General features: G+C 63.5%; 25 protein-coding genes and 1 tRNA gene. 18 read left to right on the forward strand and 8 right to left on the reverse strand.

Annotated features, from left to right (window positions below; translation table 11 throughout):
- Nucleotides 1-104: 104 nt before the first annotated feature.
- The gene (locus ACSR1C_RS01845; RefSeq protein ID WP_460257615.1) at nt 105-1,433 is read right to left on the reverse strand and encodes a mechanosensitive ion channel family protein; all 1,329 of its coding nucleotides are present in this window, start codon (nt 1,431-1,433) and stop codon (nt 105-107) included.
- Nucleotides 1,434-1,673: 240 nt separating this feature from the next.
- Between ACSR1C_RS01845 and leuC the strand changes: the two genes are divergently transcribed.
- The 8 genes from leuC to ACSR1C_RS01885 all read left to right on the forward strand — a co-directional run bounded on the left by leuC (nt 1,674) and on the right by ACSR1C_RS01885 (nt 8,880).
- Nucleotides 1,674-3,080 carry a 3-isopropylmalate dehydratase large subunit gene (gene leuC / locus ACSR1C_RS01850; RefSeq protein WP_460257616.1) on the forward strand — a complete coding sequence of 469 codons (1,407 nt, stop codon included), beginning with the start codon at nt 1,674-1,676 and terminating at the stop codon, nt 3,078-3,080.
- 40 nt (nt 3,081-3,120) lie between these two features.
- Complete coding sequence (locus ACSR1C_RS01855; RefSeq protein WP_460257617.1) at nt 3,121-3,633, forward strand: HdeD family acid-resistance protein; 513 nt, start codon at nt 3,121-3,123, stop codon at nt 3,631-3,633.
- A gap of 54 nt (nt 3,634-3,687) precedes the next feature.
- Nucleotides 3,688-4,293, forward strand: coding sequence for a 3-isopropylmalate dehydratase small subunit (gene leuD, locus ACSR1C_RS01860; protein ID WP_460257618.1), 606 nt, complete (start codon nt 3,688-3,690; stop codon nt 4,291-4,293).
- A 254-nt stretch (nt 4,294-4,547) separates the two neighbouring features.
- Complete coding sequence (locus ACSR1C_RS01865; protein WP_460257619.1) at nt 4,548-5,384, forward strand: hypothetical protein; 837 nt, start codon at nt 4,548-4,550, stop codon at nt 5,382-5,384.
- Between the two features lie 44 nt (nt 5,385-5,428).
- The gene (locus ACSR1C_RS01870) at nt 5,429-6,460 is read left to right on the forward strand and encodes an endonuclease/exonuclease/phosphatase family protein (RefSeq protein ID WP_460257930.1); all 1,032 of its coding nucleotides are present in this window, start codon (nt 5,429-5,431) and stop codon (nt 6,458-6,460) included.
- Nucleotides 6,461-6,544: 84 nt separating this feature from the next.
- A complete protein-coding gene (gene leuB / locus ACSR1C_RS01875; RefSeq protein WP_460257620.1) occupies nt 6,545-7,651 on the forward strand; it encodes a 3-isopropylmalate dehydrogenase in 1,107 nt (368 codons plus the stop codon).
- Nucleotides 7,652-7,800: 149 nt separating this feature from the next.
- The gene (locus ACSR1C_RS01880; RefSeq protein ID WP_460257621.1) at nt 7,801-8,757 is read left to right on the forward strand and encodes a DMT family transporter; all 957 of its coding nucleotides are present in this window, start codon (nt 7,801-7,803) and stop codon (nt 8,755-8,757) included.
- A 46-nt stretch (nt 8,758-8,803) separates the two neighbouring features.
- Nucleotides 8,804-8,880 (forward strand) — tRNA-Pro (locus tag ACSR1C_RS01885).
- A 255-nt stretch (nt 8,881-9,135) separates the two neighbouring features.
- On the opposite strand, the gene ACSR1C_RS01890 is transcribed toward ACSR1C_RS01885, so the two are convergent.
- On the reverse strand, nt 9,136-9,648 hold the full coding sequence (locus ACSR1C_RS01890) for an Lrp/AsnC family transcriptional regulator (RefSeq protein ID WP_460257931.1): 513 nt from the start codon (nt 9,646-9,648) through the stop codon (nt 9,136-9,138).
- A gap of 42 nt (nt 9,649-9,690) precedes the next feature.
- Between ACSR1C_RS01890 and ACSR1C_RS01895 the strand changes: the two genes are divergently transcribed.
- From ACSR1C_RS01895 to ACSR1C_RS01910, 4 genes are all read left to right on the forward strand, one after another.
- Nucleotides 9,691-10,371 carry an AzlC family ABC transporter permease gene (locus ACSR1C_RS01895; protein WP_460257622.1) on the forward strand — a complete coding sequence of 227 codons (681 nt, stop codon included), beginning with the start codon at nt 9,691-9,693 and terminating at the stop codon, nt 10,369-10,371.
- Nucleotides 10,368-10,658 carry an AzlD domain-containing protein gene (locus ACSR1C_RS01900; RefSeq protein ID WP_460257623.1) on the forward strand — a complete coding sequence of 97 codons (291 nt, stop codon included), beginning with the start codon at nt 10,368-10,370 and terminating at the stop codon, nt 10,656-10,658. Before ACSR1C_RS01895 ends, ACSR1C_RS01900 begins: the two co-directional genes overlap by 4 nt.
- 226 nt (nt 10,659-10,884) lie before the next feature.
- Entirely contained in the window at nt 10,885-12,042 is a 1,158-nt protein-coding gene (locus ACSR1C_RS01905; protein ID WP_460257624.1) for a capsular polysaccharide export protein, LipB/KpsS family, read from the forward strand.
- A 54-nt stretch (nt 12,043-12,096) separates the two neighbouring features.
- The gene (locus ACSR1C_RS01910; protein WP_460257625.1) at nt 12,097-13,119 is read left to right on the forward strand and encodes an aspartate-semialdehyde dehydrogenase; all 1,023 of its coding nucleotides are present in this window, start codon (nt 12,097-12,099) and stop codon (nt 13,117-13,119) included.
- A 67-nt stretch (nt 13,120-13,186) separates the two neighbouring features.
- Here ACSR1C_RS01910 and ACSR1C_RS01915 read toward each other — a convergent pair whose 3' ends face one another.
- The gene (locus ACSR1C_RS01915) at nt 13,187-13,837 is read right to left on the reverse strand and encodes a carbonic anhydrase (protein WP_460257626.1); all 651 of its coding nucleotides are present in this window, start codon (nt 13,835-13,837) and stop codon (nt 13,187-13,189) included.
- Between the two features lie 159 nt (nt 13,838-13,996).
- Between ACSR1C_RS01915 and ACSR1C_RS01920 the strand changes: the two genes are divergently transcribed.
- The 3 genes from ACSR1C_RS01920 (at nt 13,997) to ACSR1C_RS01930 (ending at nt 16,650) form a co-directional block, all read left to right on the forward strand.
- A complete protein-coding gene (locus tag ACSR1C_RS01920) occupies nt 13,997-14,368 on the forward strand; it encodes a hypothetical protein (RefSeq protein ID WP_460257627.1) in 372 nt (123 codons plus the stop codon).
- 69 nt (nt 14,369-14,437) lie between these two features.
- The gene (locus ACSR1C_RS01925) at nt 14,438-15,823 is read left to right on the forward strand and encodes a leucyl aminopeptidase family protein (RefSeq protein ID WP_460257628.1); all 1,386 of its coding nucleotides are present in this window, start codon (nt 14,438-14,440) and stop codon (nt 15,821-15,823) included.
- On the forward strand, nt 15,820-16,650 hold the full coding sequence (locus tag ACSR1C_RS01930) for a C40 family peptidase (protein WP_460257629.1): 831 nt from the start codon (nt 15,820-15,822) through the stop codon (nt 16,648-16,650). The genes ACSR1C_RS01925 and ACSR1C_RS01930 overlap by 4 nt, the downstream gene beginning before the upstream one ends.
- Here the strand turns inward: ACSR1C_RS01930 and ACSR1C_RS01935 are convergent.
- Nucleotides 16,647-16,991 carry a DUF2794 domain-containing protein gene (locus tag ACSR1C_RS01935; protein WP_460257630.1) on the reverse strand — a complete coding sequence of 115 codons (345 nt, stop codon included), beginning with the start codon at nt 16,989-16,991 and terminating at the stop codon, nt 16,647-16,649. The two genes, ACSR1C_RS01930 and ACSR1C_RS01935, sit on opposite strands and share 4 nt — an antisense overlap.
- A gap of 310 nt (nt 16,992-17,301) precedes the next feature.
- On the opposite strand from ACSR1C_RS01935, the gene ACSR1C_RS01940 reads away from it, so the two are divergent.
- Nucleotides 17,302-18,414, forward strand: a complete 1,113-nt coding sequence (locus ACSR1C_RS01940) for an S-(hydroxymethyl)glutathione dehydrogenase/class III alcohol dehydrogenase (RefSeq protein ID WP_460257631.1) — start codon at nt 17,302-17,304, stop codon at nt 18,412-18,414.
- A gap of 81 nt (nt 18,415-18,495) precedes the next feature.
- Nucleotides 18,496-19,212, forward strand: coding sequence for an NYN domain-containing protein (locus tag ACSR1C_RS01945; RefSeq protein ID WP_460257632.1), 717 nt, complete (start codon nt 18,496-18,498; stop codon nt 19,210-19,212).
- On the opposite strand, the gene ACSR1C_RS01950 is transcribed toward ACSR1C_RS01945, so the two are convergent.
- Entirely contained in the window at nt 19,209-19,832 is a 624-nt protein-coding gene (locus ACSR1C_RS01950; RefSeq protein ID WP_460257633.1) for a TetR/AcrR family transcriptional regulator, read from the reverse strand. The genes ACSR1C_RS01945 and ACSR1C_RS01950 overlap by 4 nt on opposite strands.
- Before the next feature lie 236 nt (nt 19,833-20,068).
- Here ACSR1C_RS01950 and mbfA point away from each other — a divergent pair, with 236 nt between their 5' ends.
- Nucleotides 20,069-21,046, forward strand: coding sequence for an iron exporter MbfA (mbfA, locus tag ACSR1C_RS01955; RefSeq protein ID WP_460257634.1), 978 nt, complete (start codon nt 20,069-20,071; stop codon nt 21,044-21,046).
- Here the strand turns inward: mbfA and aroC are convergent.
- The 3 genes from aroC to ACSR1C_RS01970 all read right to left on the reverse strand — a co-directional run bounded on the left by aroC (nt 21,043) and on the right by ACSR1C_RS01970 (nt 24,612).
- Nucleotides 21,043-22,143 carry a chorismate synthase gene (gene aroC / locus ACSR1C_RS01960; protein ID WP_460257635.1) on the reverse strand — a complete coding sequence of 367 codons (1,101 nt, stop codon included), beginning with the start codon at nt 22,141-22,143 and terminating at the stop codon, nt 21,043-21,045. The genes mbfA and aroC overlap by 4 nt on opposite strands.
- 120 nt (nt 22,144-22,263) lie before the next feature.
- Complete coding sequence (locus ACSR1C_RS01965) at nt 22,264-22,752, reverse strand: c-type cytochrome (RefSeq protein ID WP_460257636.1); 489 nt, start codon at nt 22,750-22,752, stop codon at nt 22,264-22,266.
- Nucleotides 22,753-22,887: 135 nt separating this feature from the next.
- Nucleotides 22,888-24,612, reverse strand: coding sequence for a SulP family inorganic anion transporter (locus ACSR1C_RS01970; protein ID WP_460257637.1), 1,725 nt, complete (start codon nt 24,610-24,612; stop codon nt 22,888-22,890).
- Nucleotides 24,613-24,729 lie beyond the last annotated feature (117 nt).

Consider the following 24,729-nt stretch of genomic DNA (forward strand, 5'->3'; position numbering starts at 1 on the left):
CCAACACGCCGTCGAAGCCCCGGCGCTGGGCATGAGTTAAACGTAGCATCGCACCGGCCAAATCTCAACTCTGTGCGGCAATCTGTGCGCGGGCGGTTGCCGGATCAGGGGGCGCCGGGCGTCGTGGCCAGGGTGCTGCCCTGCAGCACGGTGACCTCGCGCTGCGGGAACGGGATCGAAATGCCATGTGTCTTGAACGCGTCCCACAGCGCCAGATAGACGTCGCCGCGCACATTGGTCAGCCCGCCGGTGGGGTCGGTGATCCAGAACCGCAGGATGTAATCCACCGAACTGTCGCCGAAGCCCACGATATGGCAGACCGGCGCGCGCGAATTCAGCACCCGGCCCACGCTTTTGGCGGCCTCGATCGCGACTTTGCGCACCAGATGCGGGTCATCCGCATAGGCGGTGCCAAAGAAGATATCCAGCCGCACGAAATCGTTGGTGTGGGACCAGTTCACCACCTGATTGGTGATCAGATCCTCGTTCGGGATCAGGTATTCCTTGCCGTCGCGGGTGACGACCGACACATAGCGCGCGCCCAGGCTGTTGATCCAGCCGAACGTGTCGCCCAGGCTGATTACGTCGCCGGGCTTGATCGACTTGTCCAACAGGATGATGACGCCCGACACAAGGTTCGACACCACCTTTTGCAGGCCGAACCCCAGTCCGACGCCGATCGCGCCCGACAGTACCGCCAGCCCGGTCAGGTCGAACCCCACGGCCTTGAGCCCGATAAAGAAGGCCGAGCCATACAGGACGATCTGCAGCATCTTGACCGCCAGCACCCGCATCGAGGGCGAGATATCCTCGTTGCCTTCGATCCGGGATGTGGTCGTCTGGGCGATCAGCCGCGCCAGGGTGAACAGGATCGCGGTGACGACCAGCGCCTTCAGGATCGCCAGCGCGGACAGCCGGAAATCACCGAACGACACCGCGAAACCGTCCAGAAAGGCGGTGGCCTCTTCGGTCAGGCCCAGAAAATAGAGGGTGACGTAGATCCACATGCCCCATGTCACCATCCGGCGCAGAAAGCGGTTGCGCACCAGCCGCGCCGCCAGCCCGACCAGCAGCCAGGCAGTGGCCAGCGTGGCGGCGATCCCGATGAAATAGCTGCGCGATGGCCAGGTGACCTCGCGCATCACCCAGACCAACAGCCATGACAGGGCGACGAATGTGATCAGCCGGATCCGCTTGTGCAGCACCACAAAGATCCGCAGCCGCCATTTCGGCACGCCTTCCAGCGCGCGCATCCGGTTGCGCAGATAGGGGCCAAGGGCGAAGGCCAGCAGTTGCGACAGGCCGGTCAGCCCGACGATGATGAGGATCTGATACAGCCGCCAGCCGGGGGTCATCAGGCTCAGCCCGAAATTCCGGGCCTGCGCCAGCAGTGTTTCCAGCTGCCCGATGATCAAGGCTATGTCGGCTTCCATCGCGTCTCCTTGTTGCACCACATTGGCACGGGGGCCGGGGAATGGGCAAGCGCGCGCTCTTGATAGACGCGGGGGGAAAGAGTATCTGAGCCCTCATGAAACAGGTTTTCGACATGGATGACCGCGCGCGCCTGCCCTGGCGGTTCTTTGGCGCGACGCTGACGGTGCTGGCCGGCCTATGAGCCCGGCCCCCCATCCCTGTTTGCACAATCTACCGAAAATCACTGCGGGAGAGGACCAATGACCGCCCCGAAAACGCTCTATGATAAAATCTGGGATGCCCATCTGGTTGACGAGGCCGAGGATGGCACCTGTCTGCTGTATATCGACCGGCATCTGGTGCACGAAGTAACCAGCCCTCAGGCCTTCGAGGGGCTGCGCATGACCGGCCGGACCGTCCACGCACCCGACAAGACCATCGCCGTGCCCGATCACAACGTGCCCACCACGCTGGATCGCGAAAACGGCATCACCAACCCCGAAAGCCGGATTCAGGTCGAGGCGCTGGACACGAACGCGCGTGATTTCGGGATCAATTACTATCCGGTCAACGACATCCGTCAGGGCATCGTGCATATCGTCGGCCCTGAACAGGGCTGGACCCTGCCGGGCATGACCGTGGTCTGCGGCGACAGCCACACGGCGACCCATGGCGCGTTCGGCGCGCTGGCGCACGGCATCGGCACGTCCGAGGTGGAACATGTGCTGGCCACCCAGACGCTGATCCAGAAGAAATCGAAGAACATGAAGGTCGAGATCACCGGCAAGCTGCGCCCGGGTGTTACCGCCAAGGACATTACCATGGCGGTGATCGGCGAAACCGGCACCGCCGGCGGCACCGGCTATGTCATCGAATATTGCGGCGAGGCGATCCGCGATCTGTCGATGGAAGGCCGGATGACCGTCTGCAACATGGCGATCGAGGGCGGCGCGCGCGCCGGTCTGATCGCGCCGGATCAGACCACGTTCGATTATGTCAAAGGCCGCCCGCACGCCCCCAAGGGCGCCCAGTGGCAGGCCGCGCTGAATTGGTGGAAAACACTGTTCACCGACGAAGGCGCGCATTTCGACAAGGTGCTGACGCTGAAGGGCGAAGAGATCGCGCCGGTCGTCACCTGGGGCACCTCGCCCGAGGACGTGCTGCCGATCACCGGTGTCGTGCCCGCGCCCGAGGATTTCACCGGCGGCAAGGTCGAGGCGGCGAAACGGTCGCTGGACTATATGGGCCTGACCCCCGGCACCCGGCTGCAGGATGTGAAGATCGACACGGTTTTCATCGGCTCGTGCACCAATGGCCGGATCGAGGATCTGCGCGCCGCCGCCGCAATTCTGAAGGGCAAGAAGATCAAGGACGGGATGCGGGCGCTGATCGTGCCGGGGTCCGGCCTTGTGCGCGCTCAGGCCGAGGAAGAGGGGCTGGCGCAAATCTTCATCGATGCCGGATTCGAATGGCGGCTGGCGGGCTGTTCCATGTGCCTGGCGATGAACCCCGATCAGTTGCAGCCGGGCGAGCGGTGCGCCTCGACCTCGAACCGCAATTTCGAGGGGCGGCAGGGCCGTGGTGGCCGGACCCATCTGGTAAGCCCGGCCATGGCGGCCGCGGCGGCGGTGACCGGGCATCTGACCGATGTGCGGGAGATGATGTAAGCTGGGGGCGAATCCTCATCCCTAATTCGGAGTTGCTTTCATGAAAATCTGGTCGGCTTGGCTGATTATCGGCGTTCTGCTTGTTCTGGGCGGCATTGTCGCGCTTGCAAACCCGTTGGCGGCGACGCTGGCGGTGGATGTGATGGTCGGGGTGCTGTTCGTGATCGGCGGTATCGTGCAACTGATGCTGGCCTTCCGGGCCGATGCCGGCGACGGGCGGTTTTGGACCGGGCTGATGGGGGCGCTTGGCATCCTGGTCGGCGTGGCGCTGTTGGCCGATCCGATGACGGGGGCGGTGTCGCTGACCTTGATGCTTGGCATTCTGCTGCTGGTACTCGGCTTGTCGCGCCTGATCCTGGCCTGGGGCCTGAAAGAGACTTCTTTCTTCTGGCTGCTGGTGGCGTCGGGTGTGATTTCGGTGCTGATCGGCGGGCTGATCCTGTCGGATTTCCAGGCGGCTGCAACGCAGCTTCTGGGTATTCTGCTTGGGATCGAGCTGATCGCCGATGGCGCCGGGCTGATCGCCCTCGGCCTGATTTTCAAAAAGCTGTAACGACCCTATCTGCCGCGGGGCGCATGGACGCCGCTGCGGAAACGGAGACGACATATGGACAAATTCGAAAAAATCACCGGGGTTGCGGCGCCTTTGCCGCTGATCAATGTCGATACCGACATGATCATCCCCAAGCAGTTTCTGAAGACGATCAAACGCTCGGGGCTGGGCGTGAACCTGTTCGATGAAATGCGTTACGACGACGACCGCAACGAGATCGCCGATTTCGTGCTGAACAAGCCGGCCTACCGCAACGCTGAAATTCTGGTGGCTGGCGATAATTTCGGCTGCGGTTCGTCGCGCGAACACGCCCCCTGGGCGATCAAGGATTTCGGCATCCGCTGTGTCATCGCGCCCAGCTTCGCCGATATCTTTTTCAACAACTGTTTCAAGAACGGCATCCTGCCGATCGTCTTGCCGCAAGAGCAGGTGGATCTGCTGATGAAAGACGCCGAAAAGGGCCAGAATGCCCGGATAACGGTGGATCTGGAGGCGCAGGCGATCACCACGTCGGAAGGCCAGGTGATTTCGTTCGAGGTGGACGCGTTCCGCAAGCATTGTCTGCTGAACGGTTTGGACGATATCGGCCTGACGCTTGAAAAGGTCGCGGCGATCGACAGCTTCGAAACCCGGCTGCATACCAGCCGTCCCTGGGTCTGAATAACCGAAAATCCACAATATATTGAGCCGCCCACAAGGGCGGCTTTTTTTTGCTGCAATATTGATGCAAACAGGCGACAGTTCTTCCCCCAAATTGCCTCAAAAAATAGTTAATTTTAACAGTGTATTGCTGAGTGACGCGAAAGAAGGCAAAAATTGGGCAAAGTTGAGGCAGCCCGCCACAAAGCGCGGGAACCAGATGGAACAAGGGCGCGGCATCGGATCGCGTTCGGCCGGATTGGGGAATAAGAACAGTGATCGCCCAGATACTCGGCGCAATTGCACGCGCATTTCTTGTGGTCGTGCTGATCGCGACACCGTCCCTTTTGCTGCCGGCGGTGTCGTCGGACGCGGCGCAGATCGTTGCGCTGGTGGCCATTTGCGCCGGGGCGCTGACCCTGTTCGAATATACCTCGACCTATCCCGGTCTGGTTGAGTTTCGCGACGCGCCGCCCTTCAACCGCATCCGTTTCGGCGCGATGTTCGCGACCGTCTTTCTGTTGACCATCATCTATCGCGGCGAGGCACAGCCAAGCGCGATGACCCAGTTCATGCAGGCGGTCAGCGTTCTGACCGGTCAGGTTCTGGATTTCCCCTATAGCCCGGTTCGGCTGTTCGTGCTGATCCTGCCCGATAGCGTCGATCCGGCGCAGGTGGTGCGGGTCCGGTCGGCCGCGGGGTTGGCCTATCTGGTATCGCTTCTGTCGATCGGCGCGTTTATGCTGGTGATCCGTTTCAATCACTGGCCGCTGCGTCAGGGAAACTTCAATTTCTGGGTGAACCTGCCCACATTCGACCCGACGACCGGCGCGGATGTGGTGGCGCGTCTGACGCGCGTGGCCTGGATCAATACCGCGCTGGGCTTTCTGATCCCGTTTCTGTTTCCGGCGGTGATGACGGTGGCGGCGCTGTTTTCCGAGCCGATGACGCTGGAAAACCCGCAAACCCTGATCTGGACGGTGTCAGCATGGGCGTTACTTCCTTCGAGCCTGATAATGCGCGGGATCGCGCTTCAACGGATCGTGAATCTGATCGAGATACAGCGCCGCCGCGCCGCCCCGGACGAGGATTCGGGCATGCAATTGGCCTGATCGCCTGCCTGCTGGCGGCACCGGCGGCTGCGGACACCCTGCGTATCGCCACCTATAACACCGAGCTGTCACGCAAAGGCCCCGGCCTGCTGCTGCGCGATATCGCGAAAGGCGATGATCCGCAGGTCACGGCGATTGTATCGGTGATCGCGGGCGCGCGGCCCGACATTCTGTTGCTTCAGGGCATCGATTACGATCACGGCGGTGCGGCGCTTGCGGCGCTGGCCGGGGCGCTTGCCGGGGCCGGCATCGATTACCCCTATCGCTTTGCTGCGGTCCCGAATGCGGGGCAGCGCACCGGGTTCGATCATGACGGCGACGGCACCACCGACGGGCCGCGTGATGCGCAGGGCTATGGCCGGTTCACCGGGCAGGGCGGACTGGCCCTGTTGTCGCGCTATCCGATCGATGCCGGGGCGGTGCGCGATTTCTCTGGGTTGCTGTGGGCCGATCTGCCGGGCGCGACCCTGCCGCAGGTCGCGGGTGCGCTGTTTCCCGATGCGGCGGTTTACGGGGTGCAGCGCCTGTCCTCGGTGGCGCATTGGGATGTGCCGGTACGGGTGGCGGGCACGCGGCTGCACCTGCTGGCCTTTCACGCCACGCCGCCGGTGTTCGACGGGCCCGAAGATCGCAACGGATTGCGCAACCGTGACGAATTGCGGCTGTGGCAGCTTTACCTTGACGGCGCGCTTTCGGTGCCGCCGCCGGATGGTCCGGTTGTTGTGCTGGGCGACGCCAATCTGGACCCGCTGGATGGCGAGGGGCGGCATGCGGCGATGGCGGCGCTGCTGGCGGATTCACGGCTTCGCGATCCGATGCCGCACAGTGCGGGCGGGCGCGCGGCGGGGCAGGCGGGCGTCAACGCTGCCCACGCGGGCGACCCGGGGCTAGATACCGCAGATTGGGACGATGCCGGGCCGGGCAATCTACGCACCGATTACGTGCTGCCCGCCGCCGGGCTGACCATCGTTGGCGCGGGCGTGGTCTGGCCAGAGGCCGGTGCGCCGGGGGCCGACGCCGTCACCGCCGCATCACGCCACCGCCTGGTCTGGGTCGATCTGCGGCTCGGGGGCTGAGGCGGCGGCGGCCCATCCGTCTTGACCCTTCTGGGGCAACGGGCTAGGCCGTGGCGACCCCAGTGGAGCGAGGAAATCAAGACGATGAGCAACCCTTCCCTTCTCATCCTGCCCGGCGACGGCATTGGCCCCGAAGTCATGGCCGAGGTGCGCAAGATCATTACCTGGTTCGGCGATAAGCGCGGCCTGGCTTTTGATGTGAGCGAGGATCTGGTGGGCGGTGCCGCCTATGACGCCCATGGCACCCCCCTGACGGATGAGACGATGGCGAAGGCGCAGGCCGCGGATGCGGTGCTGCTGGGGGCTGTCGGTGGTCCGAAATACGACGATCTGGATTTCAGCGTGAAGCCCGAGCGCGGCTTGCTGCGTCTGCGCAAGGAGATGGATCTTTTCGCCAACCTGCGCCCGGCACAGTGTTTCGACGCGCTGGCCGATTTCAGCAGCCTGAAACGCGATGTGGTGGCGGGCCTGGATATCATGATCGTGCGCGAGCTGACCTCGGGCATCTATTTCGGCGAGCCGCGCGGCATCTTCACCGAAGGCAACGAGCGCGTGGGCATCAACACCCAGCGCTATACCGAATCCGAAATCGCCCGTGTGGCGCGGTCCGCCTTCGAGCTGGCCAAGCGGCGCGGCAACAAGGTCTGCTCGATGGAGAAGGCCAATGTGATGGAATCGGGGATCCTGTGGCGCGAGGTCGTGCAAAAGGTGCATGACGAGGAATACCCCGAGGTGGCGTTGTCGCATATGTATGCCGATGCCGGCGCGATGCAGCTGTGCCGCTGGCCCAAGCAGTTCGACGTGATCGTGACAGACAACCTGTTCGGCGATTTGCTGTCGGATGCCGCCGCGATGCTGACCGGCAGCCTGGGCATGTTGCCTTCGGCCAGTCTGGGCGCACCGATGGCCAACGGCCACCCGAAGGCGCTGTATGAACCCGTGCACGGCTCGGCCCCCGATATCGCGGGGCAGGGCAAGGCCAACCCGATCGCCTGTATCCTGAGCTTCGCCATGGCGCTGCGCTACAGCTTTGATCAGGGGGCCGATGCCGACCGGCTGGAAGCGGCGGTCGAAAAAGTGCTGGCCGATGGTGTGCGCACCGCCGATCTGCTGGGCGAAGAGGGCGTGACGCCGGTCTCGACCGCGCAGATGGGCGATGCGGTGATCGCGGCGCTGGACGCCAGCCTGTAAGCCTGCCGACAAGCCGTGTGAAAACCCGGACGCCGCCGCGCGATCCGGGTTTTTTCATCTGGCGCCGATGCCCCCTTGGGTTCAGCCCAAAACCGGCTTAGGCTTGCGGTGGATGTTTGCGATAACATCAAAGACGGCACGGACCCGAAATGCTTGGACATAATGTGAAAGGCGCGCTGCTGGCGCTGGCGGGCTTCGCCGTTTTTTCCACCCATGATGTGGTGGTAAAGGTGCTGGGGGCGCATTATTCGCCGATCCAGATCGTGTTTTTCATGGTGCTTCTGGGCTTTCCGCTGATCTCGCTGATGCTGATCCGCGACGCGTCGGGCGAAAGCCTGCGGCCCCGGCGCCCGTGGTGGTCGCTGCTGCGCACCGTGGCGGTGATCGTCACCGGGTTTTCCGCCTTCTACGCATTCTCGGTGCTGCCGCTGGCGCAGACCTATGCGATTCTCTTTGCCACGCCGCTGCTGATCACCTTGTTGTCGATTCCGATCCTGGGCGAAACCGTGCGTTTGCGCCGCTGGCTGGCGGTGATCGTCGGGCTGATCGGGGTGCTGGTCGTGTTGCGGCCGGGTCAGTCGGCGCTGGGTGCCGGCCATCTGGCGGCGCTGGCGGCGGCGGTGGGGTCGGCCTTTGCCTCGATCATCGTGCGCAAGATCGGGCAGGAGGAACGCAGCGTCGTCCTGCTGCTTTACCCCATGATCGGCAATTTCGTGGTGATGGGGGCTGCGCTGCCCTTCGTCTATCGCCCGATGCCGATCGAGCATCTGGGCGGGCTGGCCCTGATCGCGGGGTTCGCGCTTCTGGCGATGCTGTGCATGATTCAGGCCTACAAGGCGGGCGAGGCGGTGGTGGTCGCACCGATGCAATACAGCCAGATCCTGTGGGCCACGTTCTATGGCTATGTGTTCTTCGGCGAAACGCTGGATGCGCCCACCGTGATCGGGGCCGCGATCATCATCGCCAGCGGGCTGTATATCCTGTTTCGCGAAGGCCGCGGCAGTGTGTCGGAAAACCGCCCGGTGCTGCGCACCCGCACCCGGCCTGAGACCGGCACATATCCGCGGATCAGCACCATGCTGCACGGCGAAGAGCGGCGCGATTGACCCCTTGCAAAAGGCCGGGCGGCACTGTAATCCGCCTCCATTCGGTCGGGCTGTAGCGCAGCCTGGTAGCGCACCTGCTTCGGGAGCAGGGGGTCGGAGGTTCGAATCCTCTCAGCCCGACCAAATATCCTTATGTCGATTGTCGAGGCAAACGCCCTGATTTACCACAAAGCTTCCTTTGTGGCCGCGTTTCTTGCCTATCCGGGAAAAGCAAACACTCGTTCAACGCGCAGCGAATGTCTTGTGTGGATGGCTCCTGCATAGCAAGACATTTTTGATCCGATTTGTGCATTTGTCAGAAGCAGTCTTGTGTCCGGCCTGTTTGCGCGGTTTCGACCGCTGGCCCTGCTTTCAGCGTACCGGACGGTTTTTCTGCTGTTAGATCGGCATCTCCAGCGTGGCTTTCTCCGTTGCCACAACGATGGACGTGCGAAATTTCCGCACGTTCTTGTCGGCGAAGAAAAACCGATGGGTGAAGGCCTCGTAGTCTGCAATGTCCTTGGCCATGACAATCATCATGAAATCAGCGTCTCCGGCGATGCAGTAGAAATGCGTCACCTGACGGTCCTCGCGCGCCTTTCGTTTGAAGGTGTCAATCTGGTCAAGCCGGTCTCTTTCCAGTTCAACGGCCACAATTGCCGTGACCCCCAGCCCGACGCTCTTGGGGTCGAGGACTGCGACTTCCTTTTTGATCACCCCTGTATCGCGCAATGCTTTGAGGCGGCGCTGAACGGAGGCCGTGGATATCCCCGCAAGGTCCGACAGATCCTGAATCGAGGTCTTGGCATTTTGCTGTAGAGCATTGAGAAGCTTTCGGTCTGCTGTGTTCATGATGTAGATTGCTCCATTCATGGAATTAATTGATATATATACATCGAATATATACTGTATTTCGGATTTTTCAGATCAATCGCGGGGCCTAATATCTGCCCCATGAAACAAGGTGCAATCGCAATTCTTCCGCTTGCCGTTGGCGCTGCCCTTTATGGCTTTGCCTTTGGATTGTTGGCCGCTCAGGTGGGTTTTCCGTGGTGGGGTGTCGGTTTGATGAGCGCGGCAGTCCACGCCGGTTCATCGCAAATCGTCGCGGTCGAACAGTTTGCAAACTCCTCCGCCCTGCTGGGTGCTGCGCTGGCCGGGGCCGCTCTCAACCTCCGCTACATTGGAATTGTTGCGTCGCTGTCGGAAATTCTAGAGGGGCTGTCGTTTCGCGCGAAACTGTTTGCGATCCATATCACAGGGGATGAGAACTGGGCATTGACCATGTCGGAGCGGGCCAAGTCGGACGCTGTTGGCTCATCGTTTCTGATTGGGTCGGGTCTGGTGATGATCGGCGCCTGGACGGCCTCAACCGCCTCGGGTGCTTTGGTTGGGGCCGCACTACCTGACCTCGAACGGTTCGGACTGGGCTTTGCCTTTGCGGCCGCGTTCATCGCCATGGCGCGCGGGCTGTGGCGGGGTCGGCCAAACGTCGTTCCGTGGCTCTGCGCCTTTGGAGGTGCAGCATTGGTTGTTTATGCCGGATTGCCCAAGGCCTATGCCATCGCTGCAGGCGCTTTGTGCGGCCTCGGGGCGTCCTATGTGGCGCGTCAAACAACAGGAGCAAAGCAATGACGAGTTCCCACTGGACCCTCATAATCGTCCTTGCTGTTGCCGCCTTCGCAATCAGGGTGACCGGACTGTTTGCGGGTGACAGGATTAGGGGGTCCCGTCACGCATGGGTTCTGGATGATTTACCCGGTTTGATCGTCGTCAGCTTGGTTGCGGCATCGCTTGCCGGGCAACCTTTTCAGACTTGGGCAGCGGCTGCGATTGCTTTGGCGATTGCCATCCTGACGAACCACGTCATCGCCACGATGCTTGTCGGAGTGGCCGCATATGCGGCTCTTGCCGACTTTTGAGTCGAACGCAAAGCTGACATTCGACTGGCGATCATCAAAGACAGTAAGGTTCCGCACACCTTCCTGCCATATTCCCGCCCGGCCTAGCTGCCCGATCGGGGGTTGTCGGCGGGCCCGGGTGGCGGAAAATCCGCGCAGTTGGGGGATTTCGCGGACTGTGCCTTTGAATCCTCCGCCCACGGCCAGTAGGGTGGCCGGTGCCGAACGCATCGTCAGGGGCTATTCCATGATCGCCTATCTTGCCGGATGGACGCGACAGAAAGACAGCATATTCGCCTCGGTCGCGCGGGCGGCGGGCGGAGCTGTGCGGCTGCCGCTGATCGGCCTGTCGCCCCGGTCCTTTTCCGAAAGCGACGAACGCGCGCGCGCGGCGCTGGCCGTGGCCAAGAAGCAGCCCCAAAGCGCGCTGGGCCGGGCGCTGAAATACCGGCTGATCCGGGCGCAATACAACTGGTCGCGCGGCTATTTCACCCGCCACCCCGACCGCGTGGCGATGTGCTGGAACGGGATCACCGGATCGCGCCGGGCCTTCATGGACGGGGCGCGCGATGCCGGCGCGGCGCGGCTTTATGCCGAACTGGCGCCGTTTCCGGGGCGGGTGACGCTGGATCCGGCCGGGGTGAACGCGCTGAACGGCGTGCCGCGCGATCCGGCCTTCTTTGCCGACTGGGCGGGGGACGATCCGGCCCGGCGCGGCGATGGCTGGCGCGCGCTGGGCGCAAATCTGACCGCGCGCGTGTCGCGCCGCACGGATGTGGGGCAGGGCGACGCGGGGGCGCTGGACGGCGCGGGTCGGTTCCTGTTCTGCCCGCTTCAGGTGCCCAATGACAGCCAGATCCGGCTGTTCGCCGGTTGGGTCGAAAGCGTCGAGGGGATGCTGGCCGCCCTGGCCGATACCGCCGACGCCCTGCCCGAGGGCTGGCATATCCGGGTCAAGGAGCACCCTTCGGCCCGCAGCTCGTTGGCGCAGCCGCTGGCCGATGCCGTGGCGCGGGCCAGGGGGCGGATCGTGGTGGACAATCAGACCGACACATTCGCGCAGGTCGCGGCGTCGGGCGGGGTGATCACCATCAATTCCTCGGTCGGGCTGCAGGCGTTCTTTTACGACAAGCCGGTGATCGTGCTGGGGTGGGCGTTCTTTGCGCTGCCGGGGCTGGTGACACCCGCCCCCGATGCCGCATCCCTGCGGGCGGCGCTGTCGGCCCCCGAATCGCTGACATATGACCCGGCCCTGCGCGCGGCGTTCATGAATTACCTGGATCAGGTCTATTATCCGAAGGGCGAAACCGCAGCCGATGGCACGGTGACGGTTGATGCGGATGCGATCGTGCTTAAGTTGGGGCAAGCGCGGGCACTTGCCGGGGGTCAGACCCCTTTCCCCTGATTTCCCTTTGCGTTAAAGCAACGCGCCAAGTCCCAAGACGTTAGGAGAGCCATTATGGGCTACAAGATCGCCGTCGTCGGCGCCACGGGCAACGTGGGCCGCGAAATGCTGAACATCCTGGCCGAGCGCCAGTTCCCGGTCGATGAGATCGCCGTGCTTGCGTCGCGCCGGTCGCTGGGCACCGAAGTCAGCTTTGGTGATAAGACGCTCACGACCCAGGATCTGGAACAGTTCGACTTTACCGGCTGGGACATCGCGCTGTTCGCTGCCGGGTCGGACGTGGCAAAGGATTACGCGCCCAAGGCGGCCAAGACCGGCTGCGTGGTGATCGATAACTCGTCGCTGTACCGCTATGATCCGCAGGTGCCGCTGATCGTGCCCGAGGTGAACGCCGACGCGATCATGGGCTATTCCAAGAAGAACATCATTGCGAACCCCAACTGCTCGACCGCGCAGATGGTGGTGGCGCTGAAGCCGCTGCATGACCGTGCCACGATCAAGCGGGTGGTGGTCAGCACCTATCAGTCGGCCTCGGGCGCCGGCAAAGAGGGTATTGACGAGCTGTGGGATCAGACCAAGGGCATGTATGTGCCGGGTCAGGAGGTCGCGCCGAAGAAATTCACCAAGCAGATCGCCTTCAACGTGATTCCGCATATCGACGTGTTCCTTGACGACGGGTCCACCAAGGAAGAGTGGAAGATGGTCGCCGAGACCAAGAAGATCATCGACAAGAACATCAAGGTCACCGCGACCTGCGTGCGGGTGCCGGTCTTTGTCGGCCATTCGGAATCGATCAACATCGAGTTCGAGGAATTCCTGGACGAGCATGAGGCCCGCGACATCCTGCGCGAGTCGCCCGGCATCATGGTCGTCGATAAGCGCGAGGATGGCGGCTATGTCACCCCGGTCGAATGCGTGGGCGATTTCGCCACGTTCATCAGCCGCATTCGTCAGGACAGCACCATCGAGAACGGCCTTAACCTGTGGTGCGTGTCGGACAACCTGCGCAAGGGTGCCGCGCTGAACGCGGTCCAGATCGCAGAGGTTCTGGTCAACCGGGTGCTGTCAAAACGCTGAACCCGGTGACGGGCATGTGCCGAAAGTTCCGTGAAGGCGGCCCTGCGGGGCCGCCTTTTGCTTGGGGTCAGACCGGAAGGAAACCGTCCTTGTCGGTATCGTAGAAAAACAGCCCGCCCTCGCCGATATCGTGCCACACGCCGTGCAGGCTCAGCTCTTCGGCCTCGACCGCTTCGCGCACGAAGGGAAAGGTCATCAGGTTGCTGAGCGACATCAGGATCGCCTGATGCTCCAGCGCGCGCATCTGTTCGGCAGGGTCGGCGATATGCGCCACGGCCTCGTATCCGGGGCGCAGGATATCCATCCAGCGGCCGATGAAGCTGGTTTTTTCCTCCAGCTCAGGGGCCGCGCCCGAACACATGTCGTGGCACCCCCGAACGCCGCCGCAACTGGAATGGCCCAGCACCACCAGATTGGCCACTTTCAGCACCCGCACCGCATATTCCACCGCGGCGGATGTGCCGTGGTGATCGCCGTCGGGTTCATAGGGTGGGACCAGATTGGCAATGTTGCGGTGGATGAAAAACTCGCCCTGATCGGCCCCGAAGATCGAGGTGACATGTACGCGGCTGTCGCAGCAGGAAATCACCATGGCGCGCGGACGCTGGCCCTCGTCGGCCAGACGCCGGTACCAGACCTTGTTTTCCGCATAGGCCGTGGCTTTCCAGCCCTGATAGCGCTGCACCAGATAGGAGGGCAGGGGTTTTGCTGTCTTCATAATCGCTCCCGTCGCTTCTGACCTGTCTATCTACGGCGAATTTACAGGAAATTCGAGCGAATTCTATCGCGAACGGCAACCCTTTCTTGAGGGCAGTCGCGCACCCTGCCCGGACTGCGGGGGCGCAGATCGGGTGCGGAGGGTGACCAGGTGACAGGTGTGACTGTGCTTTGGCCGGACGAAGCGTTGCGGATGGATCCGGAACGGCTGGCGGAAATCTATGTGGAACTGGGCGAGGTGCGGGCACAGGCCGCCGTCGGTCGCGCGATGGAGGATCTGGCGATGACGCTGGACCGGTTGGGGGGGCAGCACCGAGGCGGGCGCCGTGCGGCGGTGGCGCAACTGGCGGTCCGCATCCGCGACATTGCCGAACCACTGGGCCTGAGCAGCCTGTCGCTTGTGGCGGGCGATGTCGCGCGGCTGGCCGAAACGCGCGACGCCGTCGCCCTGGCCGCCACCACCGCGCGGCTGGAACGGGTGGCGAATCGGTCGCTGAAAATGGTGTGGGATCTGCAGGATATTTCCGGCTGATCCCCGCTTGCAGGCCCCGGCAATCCCTTTAGTCTGGGCCGGACCCTGTATCTGCCGGAAAGGCCCGCCATGCCGCTTACATTCGCGTCCCAGACCGACCCTTCGCTGCCTGTTCATGTGGTAGAGGAGACGGCGCTGGAAGATTGGCGCAAGTCCCTGCCCGAGGCGCAGGCCGCCTGGCTGGCGGCCACCGGCTTTCGCGCCGGGCTGGGCGAGCTGCGGCTGCTGCCGGGCGAAGACGGCGCGCTGGCGGGGGCGGTGGCAGGGTACGGCAGTGCCACCAAACGCGCGCGGGGGCGGTTTCATCTGGCGGGGATCGTGGCATCGCTGCCCAAGGGGGCCTATCATCTGGACACCACGCTGATCGGCGACGCGCTGGACGAAGAGGCGCTGGGCTGGCTGCTGGCGGGCTACAGTTTCGACCGCTATCGCGCGCAAACACCGGTCGAGGCCACGCTGAAAGCCCCCGCCGGGGTCGATGCGCCACGGCTGGAGGCGATCGCGGCGGGCGAGGCGCTGACCCGCGATCTGATCAACACCCCCGCCGCCGATATGGGGCCCGAAGCGCTGGAGGATGCGCTGTTCCGGCTGGCAGGCGAACATGGCGCGACGGCCAGTGCGGTACGCGGCGACGATCTGCTGGCGCAGGGTTTTCCGATGATCCATGCGGTCGGGCGGGCCGCCGACCAGGCGCCGCGGCTGTTGGACATGCGCTGGGGCGATGCCGGACCGCGGCTGACGCTGGTGGGCAAGGGCGTGTGTTTCGACACTGGCGGGTTGAACCTGAAACCGGCCGCGTCCATGGGACTGATGAAAAAGGACATGGGCGGCGCGGCCACGGTGCTGGGGCTGGCGCATATGATCATGACGCTGGGGCTGCCGCTGCGGCTGCGGGTGCTGATCCCGGCGGTGGAGAACAGCGTCTCGGGGGCCGCGTTCCGGCCGCAGGACATCCTGACCTCGCGCAAGGGGCTGACGGTCGAGATCAACAATACCGACGCCGAAGGCCGGCTGGTGCTGGCCGACGCCCTGGCCCTGGCGGATGAGGAAGACACCGACTGCATCCTGTCGATGGCCACGCTGACCGGCGCGGCGCGGGTGGCCGTGGGCCCGGATATCGCGCCCTTCTATACCGGGTCCGACGATCTGGCGGGGGCGATTGCGGCGGCGGCGGCGCAGGTGGCCGATCCGGTCTGGCGAATGCCGTTTCACGACCCCTATGAGGCGATGATCGAACCCGGCATTGCGGATCTGGACAATGCGCCCAAGGGGGGCTTCGCGGGCTCGATCACCGCCGCGCTGTTTTTGCGCCGCTTCGTGACCGCGGCGCCCGCCTATCTGCATTTCGACATTTACGGCTGGCAGCCCACCGCCGCCCCGGCCCGGCCCAAGGGCGGCGCGGGGCAGGGGGCGCGCGCGATCCTTGCCGCGCTGCCGGGGATGTTGTCGCTATGACCGACAGCCGCCTGACCCCCGCCAATACCCGTGTCGCCGCAGCCGAACTGGAAGGCCAGATTGACGCGCCGCGCTTTGCCGAGGGCACGCTGCGCCAGATCGGCGTATCGGTGGCCGATCTGTGGGGCAGCCCGGAATGCCGGATGCGCCAGCGCCAGTTGCTTTACGGCGAACATCTGCGGGTGCTGGACGATTTTGCCGGGATGGCCTTCGTGCAGTCGAAAAAGGACGGCTATGTGGGTTATGTCGCGTCCAGTGCGCTGATCGTGCCCGCAGACATGACCCACCGCGTTTGCGTGCCGGCCACGCATCTTTACCAGTATCCCGATATCAAGCGGCCCGAGGTGACCTGGATGTCCTTCGGCGCACGGCTGCGGGTGGTGTCGGCGCAGGGCAATTTCTTTGAGACCGATCAGGGGCTGTTCGTGCCCAAGCCGCATCTGCGCCCGCTGACCGTGCCGCTGCGCGATCCGGTGACGGTGGCGCAGATGCATTTCGGCGTGCCCTATCTGTGGGGCGGCAACAGCGTGCAGGGGATCGACTGTTCCGGTCTGGTGCAGGCGGCGCTGCTGTCCTGTGGCATCGACTGTCCCGGCGACACCGACATGCAGCAGGCGGCACTGGGCACCGAGTTGCCGCCGGGCACGGCCCCCGAACGCGGCGATCTGGTCTTCTGGAAGGGGCATGTGGCGCTGGCGGTGGATGGCGAGACGCTGATTCACGCCAACGGGCATCACATGGCGGTGGCCTATGAGCCGATTCAGGACACGATCACCCGGATCGAGACGCAGGGCGAGGGGCCGGTCACGGGCCACAAGCGGCTTTAATCCACCGGGCGGATCAGCTTCTTTTCCAGCACGCGCAGCACGGCTTTCAGATCCGGGCCGCGTTTCAGGATCTGCCCGTCGGCGCCGATCACCGCATAAAGCTGTTGCTTGCTGCGCAGCCGGGGGCGTTTTTCGATCCGGTAGAGCGGATGTTCCGCCGTGCGCCGGAAGACCGAAAACACGGCCACCTCGCGCAGGCAGGAAATGCCGTAGTCGCGCCATTCGCCCGCCGCCACCATCCGCCCATACAGTGTCAGGATCGCGCCCAGTTCGGTCCGGTCGAAACTCACCTGTTCCGGTATGCGGGGAGAGGGGAAAGGCGTTGGGGTCTGGATCGTCATGATGAAAATCTGGACCCGAATGCGCGGCAAATCAAGCATTGCCCTGCTTTTGCCCGGAAAAGACCCCTGGTTTTCCCTGATGCGGTCCTTCGGCGGCCCGGTTTGAGGGCGATAAAAGGGACGTAGCATGAGAGCTATCCCGGTGCCGCGGATTTATTGCCCCCACCCAGACCGCGGCATCGGGGCCATGCTGTTCCGACTGGCCCCAGCCTTTTCAAGGCCGGGGCCTTCCTTTTTCCACCGGTTGCATCGGCCGGGGCTTTCCAGCACTCTTGCCGCCAAACTCGAAACACAAGAGAGGGAGGTCATCATGAAAACCCGTGCTGCCGTTGCCGTTCAGGCCGGAAAACCGCTGGAAGTGATGGAGGTCAATCTCGACGGTCCGCGTGCCGGCGAGGTGATGGTCGAAATCATGGCCACCGGCATCTGCCACACCGATGAATTCACCCTGTCAGGCGCCGATCCCGAAGGGCTGTTCCCCGCGATTCTGGGCCATGAAGGCGCCGGTGTGGTGGTCGAGGTCGGCCCCGGCGTGACCAGCGTCAAGAAGGGCGATCACGTGATCCCGCTTTACACGCCCGAATGCCGTGAATGCGAATATTGCCTGAACCCCAAGACCAACCTGTGCCAGTCGATCCGCACCACGCAGGGGCGGGGGCTGATGCCCGATGGCACGTCGCGGTTCACGACGCTCGATGGTGACCCGATCCTGCATTACATGGGCACCTCGACCTTCTCGAACTATACCGTCCTGCCCGAGATCGCCGTCGCGAAGGTGCGCGAGGACGCGCCGTTCGACAAGATCTGCTATATCGGTTGCGGTGTGACCACTGGCGTGGGCGCGGTGATCAACACGGCCAAGGCCGAACCGGGTTGCCGCGCGATCGTGTTCGGGCTGGGCGGGATCGGGCTGAACGTGATTCAGGGGCTGCGCCTGATCGGGGCCGATCAGATCGTCGGCGTCGATCTGAACCCCGCCAAGAAGGCGATGGGCGAGCATTTCGGCATGACCCATTTCGTCAACCCGGCCGAGGTCGAGGATGATCTGGTGGCCTATCTGGTCAACCTGACCAAAGGCGGCGCCGATTACACGTTCGACGCCACCGGCAATGTCAACGTGATGCGCACCGCGCTGGAGGCCTGCCACAAGGGCTGGGGCGAATCGATCATCATCGGCGTGGCCTCGGCCGGGGCCGAGATTTCGACCCGTCCGTTCCAGCTTGTCACCGGGCGGTCCTGGCGCGGTACGGCCTTTGGCGGCGCGCGCGGGCGCACCGATGTGCCGAAGATCGTGGACTGGTACATGGACGGCAAGATCGAGATCGACCCGATGATCACCCACACGCTGACGCTGGATGAGATCAACAAGGGTTTCGATCTGATGCATGCGGGGGAAAGCATCCGAAGCGTGGTGCTTTACTAACGTTGCCGCCACCCCCATGTGATGGGGGACTCATGACTGGGTTCGCCGCATCCGGCGGACCCCAACAAGAAAGAACTAAACATGCCGAATGGCAAATCCTCTCTCCTCGCCGTTCTGATCGACGCCGACAACATCCCCGCCCGCTATGCCGAGGCGATCCTGAAGGAGGTGACCTCTTTCGGGGAACCGGCGCTGCGCAGGGTTTACGGCGACTGGTCGTCCGGTCAGTTGAAGGCCTGGGCCGAAAAGGTGCTGGCGCTGGGTCTGGTCGCGCATCAGGAAACCGCCAATACCAAGGGCAAGAATGCTTCTGACATCGGGCTGGTCATTGATGCGATGGATATCCTGCATTCGGGCCGGTTTGACGGGTTCGTTCTGGTCTCGTCCGACAGCGATTTCACCCGCCTGGCCAGCCGCATCCGCGAACAGGGGCTGGACGTGATCGGGATCGGCGAAGGCAAGGCGCCGGTATCGCTGCGCAACGTCTGCAACCGCTTCGTTCTGATCGAGAACCTTGTCGATGAACCCGCGCCGCCGCAAAAGGGCCAGCCGGTCGAAGTGTCGGGCAAACGCCCGCCGCAAGAAGCGATCGAGCTGATCCTGCGCGCGATGGACAAGATCAATCAGGAAGACGACTGGTATACGCTGGGACAGCTCGGTCAGTATATCGTGGCCGACAATCCCGATTTCGACACCCGGACCTATGGCAAGAAAAAGCTCAGCGATCTGGTGCAGGTGCTCAAGCGGTTCGAGACGAAGCGCGTGGGCAACCAGCTTCATATCCGCCGGGTGGATTAACCGCGGACCCCGTAGCGCGCCATGAACATCCCGACCGCGCCTTGGATGACGCGGTCGACCTCCGCATCCGAGAATTTCTTTTTGATCCCGAACATCATCTTCGGGAATAGATCGACCTTGCACAACTCGGCCAGCTGATCGGCGGCCAGTTCGACGTCCTCGATGGCCAACTCGTTGCGGGCGGCGGCGCGGCTCAGGTAATCCGTCAACTGCTTGCGCACGTTGCGCGGACCCGAGCCATAGAAAATCTCGCCCAGTTCGGGGAAGCGGTCACTTTCGCCGACGCACAGGCGATACACGCTTTGACCAAAGCCAGAGAGCAGAAACCGGACCATATGCCTGGCCGCCGCTTCGAGTACCCGATCGACCGGGGCGCCATCGTCCAGAATCTCCGGCGCGCCGATGATCTGGCGATGGCATTCGCATTTGGCCACTTCCATGAACAGCAGGCGCTTGTCGGGAAAATAGCTGTACAGCGTCGCCTTGGAGACACCCGCCTCGCGGGCGATATCATCCACGCCGGCACCTTCGAACCCGTCGCGCATGAACACAGCTCTGGCGCCGTCCAGCACCTGTTCGTATTTCCGGCCTTTTCTGATCTGGTCCGCAACGTGCGTCATCATGCTCCCCTTGATTGAAAAAGCTATATGTCAACTGGTTGAGTTCGGGCAAGCTGAACGAACGCGTTGCGGCGATACGGTGCAAGCGGCGTCCTGCCGCGTGGCGCGTCCGCGCGCCCGGCGATATGGGTGGCGGGATTGCCGCAGTTTCCCCGCAGTCGGCAAGACAGGCACGTTTTCCGCTTGAAGCCGGGGGCGGCTTTAATAACTTAGAAACGTTCTAAAGAGGTTCAAGCATGATTCCCGGATTCAGCCAAAGACGCCGCTTTTCGGATCTCAGCGAGCAGGAAATCATCGCCCTGGGCATCTCGTCCGAGGAGGACGATGCGCGTATCTACCGCACCTATGCCGAACAGCTGCGCGCGGCCTTTCCCGACACCGCCAAGGTGTTCGAGGGCATGGCCGCCGAGGAGGACGAGCATCGCCACCGTCTGGTCGAATTGCATGAGCAACGCTTCGGCACGGTGATCCCGCTGATCCGGCGCGAGCATGTGTCGGGCTTCTATGCCCGCCGCCCGATCTGGCTGGTCAGCAATCTGGGGATCGAGCGGATCCGCGACGAGGCCGAGATGATGGAGCGCGACGCGCAGCGCTTTTATGAAACCGCGGCGGCCCGGACCACCGATGCAACGACGCGCAAGCTGTTGGGCGATCTGGCCGCCGCCGAGGCAAGCCATGGCGAACTGGCCGACGCCCTGGTCGAGGCCCATCTGGACGAAGGCGCGCGCGAATCCGAAAGCCGCACCGCGCATCGCCAATTCGTGCTGACCTGGGTGCAGCCGGGCCTTGCGGGGCTGATGGACGGATCGGTGTCCACGCTTGCGCCGATCTTCGCCACCGCCTTTGCCACCCAGGACACCTGGACCACCTTTCTGGTCGGGCTGGCCGCGTCGGTCGGCGCGGGCATCTCGATGGGCTTTACCGAGGCGGCGTCGGATGACGGTTCGATTTCGGGGCGCGGCTCGCCGCTCAAACGCGGGATCGCGTCGGGGGTGATGACGGCACTGGGCGGATTGGGCCACGCGCTGCCCTATCTGATCCCGCATTTCTGGACGGCCACGATCATCGCCATGGTCGTGGTGTTCGTCGAGCTGTGGGCGATCGCCTGGATTCAGAAGAAGTACATGGACACGCCGTTCCTGCGCGCGGCGTTCCAGGTGGTCATGGGCGGCGCGCTGGTGTTTGCCGCCGGGGTGCTGATCGGCAGCGGCTAGCCGATCCTGCCGCGGTTCTGGCCAATCAGGCCGCGATGCAGCAGGACATGATCCAGCAGGATACAGGCCATCATCGCCTCGCCCACCGGCACCGCCCGGATGCCCACACAGGGATCGTGCCGGCCTTTGGTGACGATCTCGGCGGTCGCGCCGGATTTGGTGATCGTCTTGCGCGGGGCCAGAATGGACGACGTCGGCTTGACCGCAAAGCGCACCACCACATCCTGCCCGGTGGAAATTCCGCCCAGGATGCCGCCGGCGTGGTTTGATCCGTATTCCGGCCCGTCAGGTCCCATGCTGATTTCATCGGCATTCTCGACCCCGGTCAGGGCCGCGGCGGCCATGCCCTCGCCGATCTCGACGCCCTTGACGGCGTTGATGCTCATCATCGCAGCGGCCAGATCGGTGTCGAGCTTGCCATAGATCGGCGCCCCCAGTCCGGCGGGCACGCCGCGCGCCACGACCTCGATCACCGCGCCGACGGAATTGCCGGATTTGCGCAGATCGTCCAGATACTCGGCCCAGTCTTCGGCCGCTTTGGCATCGGGCGTCCAGAACGGGTTCTGATCGATCTGGGCGGCGTCGAAATTGGCGCGGTCAATGCCGTGCGGCCCCATCTGCACCATATAGCCCGTGATCGCGATACCGGGCACCAGCGCCTGCAATGCGGCGCGCGCCACGCCGCCCGCCGCCACCCGCGCCGCCGTTTCACGGGCCGAGCTGCGCCCGCCGCCGCGCGGATCGCGGATGCCGTATTTCTGCCAATAGGTGATGTCGGCATGGCCGGGGCGGAATTTTTCGGCGATATCGCCGTAATCCTTCGAGCGCTGATCGGTATTCTCGATCATCAACTGGATCGGGGTGCCGGTGCTTTGCCCCTCATACACGCCCGACAGGATCTGCACCTGATCGGGTTCGCGCCGCTGGGTGGTGTATTTGTTCTGGCCCGGTTTGCGCTTGTCCAGCCAATGCTGCAGCATCATTGCATCCAGCGCCACGCCCGGCGGGCAGCCGTCCACCGTGGCGCCCAGGGCGGGGCCGTGGCTTTCGCCCCAGGTGGTGACGCGGAAAAGATGGCCGAATGTGTTGATGCTCATGCGCGCAGGCTCCTTTGCCGGTGGAATAGCCGCCAGCGCGAATTGCCGCAAGGGTGGGGGCCGGGCATGAAAAAGGCCGCCGGGGGTGCCGGCGGCCGGAATCGTCGCATCGGGCCGGTCTTACTCGTGCGCGAGTTCGGCCAGATAGGCATAAAGGTTCACGGCATCTTCCGGCTTGCGCAGCTTGAACGACATCGAACCGCGCGCTTTGCTGTCGCCCAGATAGTCCTTCAGATAGCTGGTCGGATTGGCGACGTATTTGGCGAATTCCTCTTCGGTCCAGACCAGACCGGCCTCGCCCGCAGCCTGCATGGATTTGGAATAGCGGAACCCCTCGACGGCCCCCGCCTGGCGCCCGGCCAGGCCGTAAAGGTTCGGTCCGGTCTTGGCCTTCTTGCCGGCCAGCGTTTCGCCTTCGGCATCGACCACGACATGGCAGGCCACGCATTGGCGGAACGCTTTTTCACCCGCTTCGGCATCGCCGGTGGCGGCGACTTCCATGGTTTCGGTTTCCATCGCCCCTTCGGCGGTGGCTTCGCCATGGCTTTCGGAAAAGGCGGGTGCTGCGGCCAGAAGGCCGGCGGCGACAAGAGCCAGTGTGAGTTTCATGAATTCTTCCCCTGATGCAAGACGTTCGCGCGCCACAATAAACTTGCGGCATCTGTCGTCAAATGCTTCGGCACCGCGAGTCCCATTGCGGCCAAGTATCGCGACAACGTGACGCCGCCGCAACCGGTTGATACATCACGAAGAGAGCTCTTTGACCGCGCCGAACTGGGTCAGGAATACCCGGCCCGACAGATCGTGCAGGAAATGGGTGCGACTCAGCCGGTCCATCACCGGGCCCTTGACCTCGGACAGGTGCAGCTGAATGCCCATATCGGCCAGCCGGTGGTCGATCGCTTCCAGCGATTCCAGGGCGGATGTGTCGATGTCATTCACCGCCGAGCACATCAGGATCACATGTTTCAGCTCGCGGTCGCCGACCACGCGATCATAGATATAATCCTCCAGATAGCGGGCGTTGGCGAAATACAGGTTCTCATCCACGCGGATGGTCAGGATCGTCGGGCTGGTTTCCACCTTGTGGCGGTGGATGTTGCGGAAATGCTCGGTCCCCGGCACCAGGCCGACCTCGGCGATATGCGGGCGCGAGGTGCGATAGAGGAACAGGAAGATCGACAACCCCACACCGGAGGAGACGCCGATTTCCACGCCAAAGCCCAGCGTCAGCAGAATGGTCGCGGCGACGGCGGCGAAATCGGCCTTGGAATAGGTCCAGGTGGTGCGCAGGATCGAGAAATCCACCAGGCTCAGCACCGCGACGATGATCGTGGCGGCCAGCGTGGCCTTGGGCAGGAAGAACAGCAAGGGCGTCAGTGCCAGCGCCGCCAGCGCGATGCCGATGGCGGTGAACGCACCCGCAGCGGGGGTTTCGGCGCCCGCGTCGAAATTCACCACCGAGCGGGCAAAGCCCCCGGTCACCGGATACCCGCCCGAGATCGACGCCGCGATGTTCGAGGCGCCCAGCCCGATCAGTTCCTGATCCGGGACGATGCGCTGGCGTTTCTTGGCCGCCAGCGTCTGCGCCACCGAAACCGATTCGACGAACCCGATGATCGAGATCAGCACCGCCGAGCCCAACAGGCTGCTCCAGATCTCGGCGTTGAATGTCGGGATGGTCAGCGGCGGCAGGCCCTGCGGCACCTCGCCCACAATCGCCACGCCCTTGTTCTGAAGCCCCAGCGCCCAGGTGAACAGCGTGGTCACGACCACCGCCGCCACCGGCCCGGCCTTGGCCAGAATATCGGCCATGCGCGGTTTGATGCCCTTTTCCAACAGCAGCGGTTTCAGCCCCTTGCGCACCCAGAACAGGAACCCGGTGGCGGTAACGCCGATGACCAGGGTCCACAGGTTGACCTCGCCCAGATGCGCGAAGATCGAGCGCAGCAGTTCGACCAGGTTATGGCCTTCGGCCTTGATGCCCAGAATATGCTTCAGCTGGCTGGTGGCGATGATGATGCCGCTGGCGGTGATGAACCCGGCGATCACCGGGTGGGACAGGAAATTCGCCAGAAATCCCAGCCGGAACATCCCCATCACCAGCAGGATCAACCCCGACAGAAAGGCCAGCGTGATCGCGGCGGCGGCATATTCCGCCGTGCCCTGCAGCGCCAGGTTGCCCACCGCGGCGGCGGTCATCAGCGACACCACCGCCACCGGCCCCACCGCCAGCGCGCGGCTGGTGCCGAAGACCGCATAGGCCACCAGCGGCAGGATCGAGGCGTAAAGCCCCATCTCGGCCGGCAGCCCCGCCAGCAGCGCATAGGCCAGCGATTGCGGGATCAGCATGATCGTCACGATCACCGCCGCCACCATGTCGTTGGTCAGGGTATCGCGGTTGTATTGCTTGCCCCAGTCCAGGATCGGCAGGTAGCGTTCAAAAGCCTTGCGGGTGGACAGGCGCACGGGAAGCATCCTTCACATTCAGAATTTATGATGTGATTAAGGCCGCTTGGCCCAGATTACAAGCATGTTGCGGCTATCTGGCGTGCTGTCTTGCCGCCGGTCAAGCGGTGCATTAGG

It is taken from the genome of Actibacterium sp. D185-2 (genome assembly GCF_054954595.1).